This is a genomic window from Segeticoccus sp., from assembly GCF_035708005.1.
Genome location: NZ_DASSTI010000126.1, coordinates 1 through 9,071 on the forward strand (window position 1 = coordinate 1; position 9,071 = coordinate 9,071).

Sequence of the window (9,071 nt, forward strand, 5' to 3'; positions counted from 1 at the left end):
AGCGATCCTTCCCCGGTGATGACCAGGTCGGCACCGACGAGCTTCTCCCGGAAGCCGACGAGGTCCAGGACCAGGTCGATGCCCGGGCGCAACCGGGCCCCCAGGACGGCCAGGGCGGCATAGCCGACGCCACCGGCGGCACCGGCGCCCGGCTCCTCCCGCAGGTCAGCACCGGTCGTGACGGTCACCACGTCGGCCACGTGCGCCAGGTGGGCGTCCAGTGCCGCCACGTCGGCGGCACTGGCGCCCTTCTGCGGCCCGTAGACCGCGGCGGCACCGCGGGGGCCGGTGAGCGGGTTGTCCACGTCACAGGCGACGGTGACCGTCACCTCCCCCATGCGCGCACGAAGGGGTGTCAGGTCGAGCCCGGCCAGGCGACCGAGCGGCCCGCCGCCGCCGGCCAAGGGCGCCCCGGCGGCATCGAGCAACCGCGCGCCGAGCGCGGACAGCATGCCCGCCCCTCCGTCGGTGCTCGCGCTGCCACCGATGCCGAGGACCAGCCGCCGGCAGCCCGCGTCGATGGCGGCCGCCATGACCTCCCCGAGCCCGCGGCTCGTGGCCGTGAGCGGCTCCTGGCGTCCCCCGGGCAGCCGCACCAGCCCCGAGACGTCGGCCATCTCGATGACCGCCAGGTCACCGGCCCGGGCGTAAGTCGTCCGCACCGGCTCCCCCGTGGGGCCGGCCGCCCGGACCGAGACGGGCTCGTAACCGGCGGCGAGCGCGGCCGCCACGGTGCCGTCCCCACCATCGGCGACCGGGACGGCGACGACGTCCGCGGCCACCACCCGGCGCAGCCCGCTGCTCACCGCGGCGGCGACCTGCTCCGCGGTCAGTGAGCCCTTGAACTTGTCCGGGGCGACCACAACGGTGGGCATGGGCACGGCTCCGACGTCAGTCAGTCGAGGAGGGCGACCGCGGTGGGGGCGTCCTCGCCGCGCTCGGCGAGCTCCTCGAATTCGGTGATGTTGTCGATCTCGGTGCCCATCGACACGTTGGTCACCCGCTCGAGGATGACCTCGACCACGACCGGCACCCGGAACTCGACGACCATCTTCTTCGCCTTCTCCAGCGCCGGCAACAGGTCGTCCGGCTCGAAGACGCGCAGGGCCTTGCAGCCCAGCCCCTCGACCACCTTGACGTGGTCCACGCCGTAGCCGCCCACTTCCGGGGCGTTGAGGTTGTCGAAGGACAACTGCACGCAGTAGTCCATGTCGAACCCGCGCTGGGACTGGCGGATCAGGCCCAGGTAGGCGTTGTTCACCAGCACGTGGATGTAGGGGATGTTGAACTGCGCGCCGACCGCGAGCTCCTCGATGAGGAACTGGAAGTCGTAGTCGCCGGACAGCGCGACGACGGTGGACCCCGGGTCGGCGGTGGCCACGCCGAGGGTCGCCGGCACGGTCCACCCCAGCGGCCCGGCCTGGCCGGCGTTGATCCAGTGCCGTGGCTGGTAGACGTGCAGCAGCTGCGCTGCCTGGATCTGGGACAGGCCGATGGTGGAGACGTAGCGGGTGTCCGGGCCGAACGCCTTGTTCATCTCCTGGTAGACCCGCTGCGGCTTGATCGGCACGTTGTCGAAGCTGGTCCGGCGCTGCAGGGTGCGCTTGCGCTCCTGGCACGACGCCGCCCAGGCACCCCGGTCCGGCAACCGCCCGGCGGCCTTCCACTCCTGGGCCACCTGCACGAAGACCTCCAGCGCGGCCTTGGCGTCGGAGACGATCCCGTAGTCGGGAGCGAAGACGCGGCCGATCTGGGTCGGCTCGACGTCGACGTGCACGAAGGTGCGCCCGCGCGTGTAGGTCTCGAGGCCGCCGGTGTGCCGGTTGGCCCAACGGTTGCCGATGCCGAGCACGAAGTCGGCCTCCAGCATCGTGGCGTTGCCGTAGCGGTGCGAGGTCTGCAGCCCGACCATGCCGGCGTTGAGCGGGTGGTCGTCCGGGATGGTGCCCCACCCCATGAGCGTCGGGATGACCGGCACCCCCACTGCCTCGGCGAACTCGACCAACAGGTCGGAGGCGTCGGCGTTGACGATGCCGCCACCGGCGACGAGGAGCGGCCGCTCGGACCGGGTGAGCATCGACAGGGCCTTCTCGGCCTGCGCGCGTGTGGCGGCCGGACGGGGCACCGGGAGGGGTTCGTAGGTGTCGATGTCGAAGTCGATCTCGGACAGCTGCACGTCGATCGGCAGGTCGATCAGGACCGGTCCGGGGCGGCCGGATCGCATGAGCTGGAAGGCCTTCTGGAAGGTGCCGGGGACCTGTGCCGGCTCCAGCACCGTCACTGCCCACTTGGTGACGGGCTGGGCGATCGACTCGATGTCGACGGCCTGGAAGTCCTCCTTGTGCAGCTTGGACACCGGCGCCTGGCCGGTGATGGCCAGGATCGGGATGGAGTCGGCCGAGGCGGAGTACAGCCCGGTGATCATGTCGGTGCCGGCCGGCCCGGAGGTGCCGAGGCACACCCCGATGTTGCCGGCGGTCGCACGGGTGTAGCCCTCCGCCATGTGGGAGGCGGCCTCGACGTGGCGGGCCAGCACGTGGCGCAGGCCGCCGTGCGCCTTCATCGCGCTGTAGAACGGGTTGATCGCGGCGCCGGGCAGCCCGAAGGTCTGGGTCGCTCCCTCCTTCTCGAGGATGAGGACCGCGGCGTCGACGGTGCGCATGCGGGTCATGGGATGTCCTTGCTGTGAGGTGGGCTGGGAGGGTGCCGTCAGTCGCTGGCGCGGCCGGACAGCCGCTCGACCCCGCGGAGGAGGCCGGAGTGGTCGAGTCCGCCGTCGCCGACGGCCTTGGCCGAGGCCATCAGCTGCGCGACGACCGCCCCGACGGGGATCACGACGCCGGCCTCGCGGGCGGCCGCCGTGACGATCCCGAGGTCCTTGTGGTGCAGCTCGATCCGGAAGCCGGGGTCGAAGGACCGGGAGAGCATGTTCTCCTCCTTCTGGTCCAGCACCTTGGAGCCGGCGAGACCGCCACCGAGCACCTCGAGGGCCGCCTTGGTGTCCACGCCGTAGGCCTCGAGGAAGACCACGGCCTCGGCGAGCGCCTCGATGTTGGCGGCGACGATGAGCTGGTTCGCGGCCTTGACCGTCTGGCCCGAGCCGCTGGGGCCGACGTGGACGATGGTCTTGCCGACCGTGTCGAAGAGGGGCTTGGCCTGCTCGAAGTCGGAGGCGTCGCCGCCCACCATGATCGACAGCACGGCGTTCCTGGCTCCGGCCTCGCCCCCGGAGACCGGGGCGTCCAGCAGCCGCAGCCCCTTCTCCTGCGCCTGCTTGCCCAGCTCCACCGTGACGTCCGGGCGGATGCTGGAGAAGTCGATGATGAGGGCACCGCGCTCGGCGCTGTCGAAGACGCCACCCTCGCCGGCGAGCACCGCCTGCACGTCCGGGGAGTCGGGCACCATCACGCACACGACGTCGGCGCCCCCGACCGCCTCGGCGATGGACCCGGCTGCCGTGCCGCCGGACTCGACCAGCGGTGCCGTCTTCTCCGGGCTGCGGTTGTAGCCGCGGACGTCGTGGCCGGCCTGCGCCAGGTGGACCGCCATGGGGCTGCCCATGATGCCCAGGCCGATGAACGCGATCGTGCTCATGTCATGTCTCCTTGGTGTCGCTGGGACAGGTCAGTGGCCGGCGCTGCGACGCTCGCGAGGAAGCCACGTCAGGCTCTCCTCGGTCGTGGTGGTCGGCTTGTACTCCAGCCCGACATAGCCGTCGTAGCCGGAGGCCTCGATGGCGGCGAGGTAGCCGTCCAGGTCGAGCTGCCCGCTCCCGGGCTCACCTCGTCCGGGGTAGTCGGCCACCTGGACGTGCGCGATGTCCTTGGCGTGCGTGCGGATCGCGGCGTCGATGTCGTCACCGTTGTTGGCCAGGTGGAACAGGTCGCACAGGAAGCCCACGTTGCCGGCCCCCGATCGGCGCACCTTCTCGACCACGGCGACCGCGTCGTCGGCGGTGCGCAGCGGGTAGGGCTTGGGACCGCTCACGGCCTCCACGAGGACGGTGGCGCCCAGTCGGTCGGCCGCCTTCGCGGCGAGGGCGAGGTTCTCCACCGCCAGCTCGTCCTGCTCCTCGGGGGCGGACTCGGCCACCCGGTTGCCGTAGAGCGCGTTGAACGCCTTCGTGCCCAGGCGCTCCCCGATGCCGACGGTCACCTCGAGGTTGTCGCGGAACTGCTGGGAGCGCGCCGGGATCGACAGCACCCCGCAGTCCGGGCCCGCGAGGTCGCCGGCGAAGAAGTTGAGTCCGGCCAGCTGCACGCCGGCGTCCTCGACCGCCTCCACGAAGGCGTCGACGTCGGCATCGGCGGGGACCGGCTGGTCCGGCCAGGGCCACCAGAACTCGACCGTGTCGAAGCCTGCCGCCTTCGCCGCGGCCGGCCGCTCGAGGAGGGGCAGCTCGGTGAAGAGGATCGAGCAGTTCACGAGGTACCGGAGCCCGTGGGTCGTCATCACTCGCTTCTTTCGTATCTCGGAATCTTATTTTTGCTTCATGAAAGACGGTAGAGGGCCTCCGAGCCGTCGTCAACCCCTTGGACGAGCGAGATCGAGGATTTCGCGATGCGGATTCCCCTCGCACACAAGCGCTTTGGGACGGCTCCGGTCATGCGGTTTCCGTCAACCCGCTGCGGAAACGGCTGCGGCCGGGGCAGGCAGGACGCCTGCCCCGGCCGCAGCACGGGATCGGTTCGGCTCAGCCGATGCTGGGCTGGGGTCCGTCGACGGCAGGCACGTCCTCGAGCGCGTTCGACACGCCCTTGGGTGCCCGGCGGGAGTTCGCCACGGGGCGCTTCTCGCCACGCAGCTCATCGTCGAGCGTATCTCCGAGCTCGTCGAGCTCGCTCTCCCTGGCCGCGAACACCGACGCCCCGGGCTTGTTGCCGGCGGTGACCTCGTTGAACAGCAGGTTCAGCACCACGGCGACGACCGCGGTCGCGCTGATGCCGGAGTGCATGATCACGCTGAACCAGCTAGGGAAGGCGTCCCAGAACGTCGGCGCCGCGATCGGGATGATGCCCACGGCGATCGCGACCGACACGATGACCATGTTGAGGTTGTCGTGGTAGTCCACCCGGGACAGGGTCCGGATGCCGCTGGCCGCGACCGAGCCGAACAGGACGATGCCTGCTCCGCCGAGGACGGGGTACGGGATCGCCGCCACGACGGCCCCGACCACCGGGAGCAGGCCCAGCCCCACGAGGACCACGCCGCCGGCGGCCACCGCGAAACGGCTCTTGATGCCGGTGAGGGCCACCAGCCCCACGTTCTGCGCGAACGCGCTGCAGGGGAAGGACCCGAAGACCGGGGCCACCGCCGTCGCGGCCATGTCGGCGCGCAGCCCGTCGGCCACCCGCTTGGCGTCGACCTCCGTGTCCAGGATCTCGCCGATGGCCAGGATGTCGGCCGTCGTCTCGGTCATGATCACGAGGATGACGATCGTCATCGAGACGATCGCGCCGACATTGAACGTCGGCGTGCCGAAGTGGAAGATCTGCGGCAGCGCGACCACCTTGGCGTCGGCGACCGGCGAGAAGTCCGCGTGACCGGTGAGCGCCGCGATGATCGTGCCGGCGACCAGGCCGATGAGGATGGACAGCCGGGAGATGGTGCCCTGGAACACCCGGCTGATGACCAGGATGATGACGAGCGTCAGCCCGGCATACCCGATGTTGGCCATGGAACCGGCGTTCTTCACTCCCTCGCCGCCCATGCACCACTGGAAGGCCACCGGCATCAGGGACAACCCGATCACCGTGATGATCGAGCCGGTCACCACCGCCGGGAAGAGACGCACCAGCTGGGCGAAGAACGACGAGACCACCAGGCCGATGAGCCCGGCGACGATGATCGCCCCGAAGACCGGTCGGACCCCGCCGTCGCTGGCGATCGCCACCATGGTGGAGACGCTGGCGAACGAGATGCCCTGGACGATGGGCAGCCGGCTCCCGAACGGCCCGATCCCCAACGTCTGCAACAGGGTGGCGCAGCCGCTGATGAACAGGCCTGCCGTCACGAGCAGGGCCATGTCGGTCGGGGACAGCTTCGCGGCGCCGCCGACGATGAGCGGCGGGGCGATGACGCCGCCGTACATGGTGAGGATGTGCTGGGTGCCGTAGGTGAACAGCGTTCCGACGCCGTACGTCTGGTCCTCGGGCCGACCCCGGTACTTCGGGTTGGCCGGACGGGTGAGCAGCTTCATGGCCAGGGAACCCTTCAGCAGAACCCGGGGATCGCGTGCCAGGCGTTGCCGGCGTCGCTCGCGTCGTCACGGAGGACGGTCGCCTCGATCAGGCCGTAGGGCCGGTCTGCGGCGTAGAAGACCTCATTCGGGTTGTCGACGCCGAACGGCGACAGGTCGACGAGGAAGTGGTGCTTGTTCGGCGCGGAGAACTTGATCTCGGCCACGTCCTGGAACTGCTCCAGGACGGCCTCACCCATGCCGTAGAGGCTCTGCTGCAGCGCCTTGGAGTGGATCTCGGCGAAGCGCTGGAGCAGGAGGGCCTTGATGGCGTCGAAGGACTTGTTCCAGTCGACGTCGGTGCCCTCGTAGCGCCAGCGAGTGATGAGCGACGTCGCGAGGATGCGGTCGTCGGTCTCCTGGAGGGTCGTGTACCTGTCCTTGAGGAAGCCGTGGAACTCCGAGCCGGTGGACTTCAGCACGACGAGGTCCTTCAGGCCGGAGACGACGTGGGCGGTCCGCTCGCTGCCCCGGCCGTCGACGTTCACGACGGTCGTGCGGGTGCCTCCGCCGGTCTGCACGAAGGCGTGGTCGTGACCCTCGCCGTCGACGTCGATGCGCTTCCAGGCGGCCTCTTCGACCTCGACGCGCGCGCCGTCGGCGACGGGCGAGGTCGCCAGGAAGTGGTCGGCGAGCTCGAGGGCGAACTGCTCCGGTGAGTCGATGCCCTTCTCCTTGGCGAAGGAGAAGACCGTGTTCTTCTGGGTGTCAGTCGGCAGGACGTCGCCCTGGTCGCCCTCGATGTGGGCGGCGCTGAAGTTGCCCCGCAGCGAGGTGGAGACGGTCAGGTCGCGGATCTCGTGCCGTGCGGTGTCGCGGTAGACACGGACCAGGTGGACCTGGGCCTTGCCGTACTCATTGGGACCGAGCTTGATGGCCATGGATTCAACTTCCTCGGTAGGTGGAATAGGCAAACGGGCTGAGCAGCACGGGAACGTGGTAATGCTGCGTGGGATCGGTCAGCGCGAACGTGAGGCTGACCTCAGGGAAGAAACAGCTCTGCCCGGTCGCGGCGAAGTAGGTCGCCGTGTCGAACACCAGCCGGTAGGTGCCGGGCTCGACCCGCTCGGGGCCGAGCTCGGGGACGCGTCCGTCGCCGTTGGTGGTGGCGGACGCCAGGAGGGACACCCCCTCGGAGACCGCCTCGAGGCGGACCGGCACGCCTGCTGCCGGCCGCCCGAGGGCGGTGTCGAGGACGTGCGTGGTGATGGCGCTCATGTCTCGTCGACCGCCTTGCTCAGACGCAGGAGCGCGATCTTGCGCAGCTCCTCGGCGACCACGGCCGCCTCGGTCTGCTCGTCGTGCTCCAGGCGCTCGCGCAGCGAGGAGAGGATCTCCTCGCTGCTGAGCCCCGTGGCGCAGATGAGGAAGACCCGCCCGAAACGGTTCTCATAGGCCCTGTTGCCGTCCTGGAGCGCCTGCTGGGTGGCCGAGTCGGTGGCGACCCCGGACTGTTCCTGGCGCGACCAGCCGGCCCCGGTGCCGTTGCCGCGGACCCGCTGCCCGATCCGCGGGTGCGCGGCGAGCGCCCGGTCCACCTCGGCAGGCGAGAAGTCTCGGGCAGCCGCGTCCGCCACGGCATACAGCTCCTGCGCGCTGGCGTAGGGGCGGCCAGCCAGCACGGCGTCAGCCCAGGCGGGGACGTCGCAGCACGCCAGCAGGGTGGGAAGGACCTGAGCTGCCGGATCGGCATTCAGGCGGTCGAGTGGGCCCATGGGGCCTTCCTCTCGTTAGCCGGAAAGCTAATTTCGATGAACGAGAGACTGACACGTGACGGAGGCCACGTCAACAGTTTGTTGAAAAGAAGTCTCGCCCAGTTCCGGGCGCAGCGGAAGCCCCAGCCGTATGCCGGTCACGCGCAGCACGAGCCCATTGACGCCACCCGCAGGGTGCGGGACAATTCCTCATCCCAAAAAGATGTTTTCGTATCGTGGATGGAGTACCAATGGCGTCCGAGCCGGCCCCCTACTACTACGCCCCCCGCGGTGGCCTTCCCGGGCAGCGTGACCTCACGACGGACCGGGCGGTGTTCACCGAAGCGTATGCCGTCCTGCCGCGCCGCACGATGACGGACATCGTGACGAGCTACCTGCCCTTCTGGGAGGACACCCGCCTGTGGGTCATCGCCCGGCCGTTGTCCGGTTTCGCGGAAACCTTCTCGCAGTACATCGTCGAGGTCTCCCCCCGCGGCGGCAGCGACAAGCCCGAGCTCGACCCGGCAGCTGAAGGTGTCGTCTTCCTGGTCGAGGGTGACCTCACCGTGACGATCGAGGGCGAGAAGCACGAGCTGGCACCGGGCGGCTACGCCTTCGTGCCCCCGGGGACGACCTGGGCGGTGCGCAACACCGGCGACCGGGCGGCCCGCTTCCACTGGATCCGCAAGGCCTACCAGCGGGTCGAGGGCATCGAGGTGCCCGAGGCGTTCGTCACCAATGAGCGGGACATCGAGCCCATCCCGATGCCCGACACCGACGGCGCGTGGACCACCACCCGCTTCGTCGACACCAGCGACATCCGGCACGACATGCACGTCAACATCGTGAACTTCCAGCCCGGCGGCGCGATTCCGTTCCCCGAGACGCATGTGATGGAGCACGGTCTGTACGTGCTCGAGGGCAAGGCGGTGTACCTGCTCAACAACGACTGGGTCGAGGTGCAGGAGGGCGACTTCATGTGGCTGCGCGCCTTCTGCCCGCAGGCCTGCTACGCCGGCGGCCCCGGCCCGTTCCGCTACCTGCTCTACAAGGACGTGAACCGGCACGCCGCCCTGAGCCGCAGCTTCGTCTGACCCCGCTCACCCGACCCACGGGTGAGGTGGCTACCCCGCGGCGCC

The 9,071-nt window shown here is 69.8% G+C and carries 9 protein-coding genes; 1 reads left to right on the forward strand and 8 read right to left on the reverse strand.

All coding sequences use genetic code 11. The annotated features are described in order from the left end of the window. The 8 genes from VFL99_RS12480 to uraD all read right to left on the reverse strand — a co-directional run. On the reverse strand, nt 1-875 hold an 875-nt coding region (locus tag VFL99_RS12480; protein WP_325106690.1), incomplete at its 3' end, for a glycerate kinase. A 20-nt stretch (nt 876-895) separates the two neighbouring features. Beyond that, nucleotides 896-2,671: a glyoxylate carboligase gene (gene gcl, locus VFL99_RS12485; RefSeq protein ID WP_325106691.1), complete on the reverse strand. Its 1,776-nt coding sequence runs from the start codon at nt 2,669-2,671 to the stop codon at nt 896-898. 38 nt (nt 2,672-2,709) lie between these two features. Beyond that, entirely contained in the window at nt 2,710-3,594 is an 885-nt protein-coding gene (locus tag VFL99_RS12490) for a 2-hydroxy-3-oxopropionate reductase (RefSeq protein ID WP_325106692.1), read from the reverse strand. 30 nt (nt 3,595-3,624) lie between these two features. Further along, on the reverse strand, nt 3,625-4,452 hold the full coding sequence (locus VFL99_RS12495) for a hydroxypyruvate isomerase family protein (protein WP_325106693.1): 828 nt from the start codon (nt 4,450-4,452) through the stop codon (nt 3,625-3,627). Nucleotides 4,453-4,693: 241 nt separating this feature from the next. After that, a complete protein-coding gene (locus VFL99_RS12500) occupies nt 4,694-6,199 on the reverse strand; it encodes a nucleobase:cation symporter-2 family protein (RefSeq protein ID WP_325106694.1) in 1,506 nt (501 codons plus the stop codon). 14 nt (nt 6,200-6,213) lie between these two features. Next, nucleotides 6,214-7,119: a factor-independent urate hydroxylase gene (gene pucL / locus VFL99_RS12505; RefSeq protein WP_325106695.1), complete on the reverse strand. Its 906-nt coding sequence runs from the start codon at nt 7,117-7,119 to the stop codon at nt 6,214-6,216. Between the two features lie 4 nt (nt 7,120-7,123). Beyond that, the gene (uraH, locus tag VFL99_RS12510; protein WP_325106696.1) at nt 7,124-7,456 is read right to left on the reverse strand and encodes a hydroxyisourate hydrolase; all 333 of its coding nucleotides are present in this window, start codon (nt 7,454-7,456) and stop codon (nt 7,124-7,126) included. Continuing rightward, nucleotides 7,453-7,953, reverse strand: coding sequence for a 2-oxo-4-hydroxy-4-carboxy-5-ureidoimidazoline decarboxylase (gene uraD / locus VFL99_RS12515; protein WP_325106697.1), 501 nt, complete (start codon nt 7,951-7,953; stop codon nt 7,453-7,455). Before uraD ends, uraH begins: the two co-directional genes overlap by 4 nt. 230 nt (nt 7,954-8,183) lie before the next feature. Here uraD and VFL99_RS12520 point away from each other — a divergent pair, with 230 nt between their 5' ends. Continuing rightward, nucleotides 8,184-9,026 carry a bifunctional allantoicase/(S)-ureidoglycine aminohydrolase gene (locus VFL99_RS12520; protein ID WP_325106698.1) on the forward strand — a complete coding sequence of 281 codons (843 nt, stop codon included), beginning with the start codon at nt 8,184-8,186 and terminating at the stop codon, nt 9,024-9,026. Nucleotides 9,027-9,071 lie beyond the last annotated feature (45 nt).

What these genes read in the sequence shown, in the direction of transcription:
- VFL99_RS12520 (WP_325106698.1), top strand. Translation starts at nt 8,184, where the DNA reads ATGGCGTCCGAGCCGGCCCCCTACTACTACGCCCCCCGCGGTGGCCTT.
- uraD (WP_325106697.1), bottom strand. Translation starts at nt 7,953, where the DNA reads ATGGGCCCACTCGACCGCCTGAATGCCGATCCGGCAGCTCAGGTCCTT.
- VFL99_RS12495 (WP_325106693.1), bottom strand. Translation starts at nt 4,452, where the DNA reads ATGACGACCCACGGGCTCCGGTACCTCGTGAACTGCTCGATCCTCTTC.
- VFL99_RS12490 (WP_325106692.1), bottom strand. Translation starts at nt 3,594, where the DNA reads ATGAGCACGATCGCGTTCATCGGCCTGGGCATCATGGGCAGCCCCATG.
- pucL (WP_325106695.1), bottom strand. Translation starts at nt 7,119, where the DNA reads ATGGCCATCAAGCTCGGTCCCAATGAGTACGGCAAGGCCCAGGTCCAC.
- VFL99_RS12500 (WP_325106694.1), bottom strand. Translation starts at nt 6,199, where the DNA reads ATGAAGCTGCTCACCCGTCCGGCCAACCCGAAGTACCGGGGTCGGCCC.
- uraH (WP_325106696.1), bottom strand. Translation starts at nt 7,456, where the DNA reads ATGAGCGCCATCACCACGCACGTCCTCGACACCGCCCTCGGGCGGCCG.
- gcl (WP_325106691.1), bottom strand. Translation starts at nt 2,671, where the DNA reads ATGACCCGCATGCGCACCGTCGACGCCGCGGTCCTCATCCTCGAGAAG.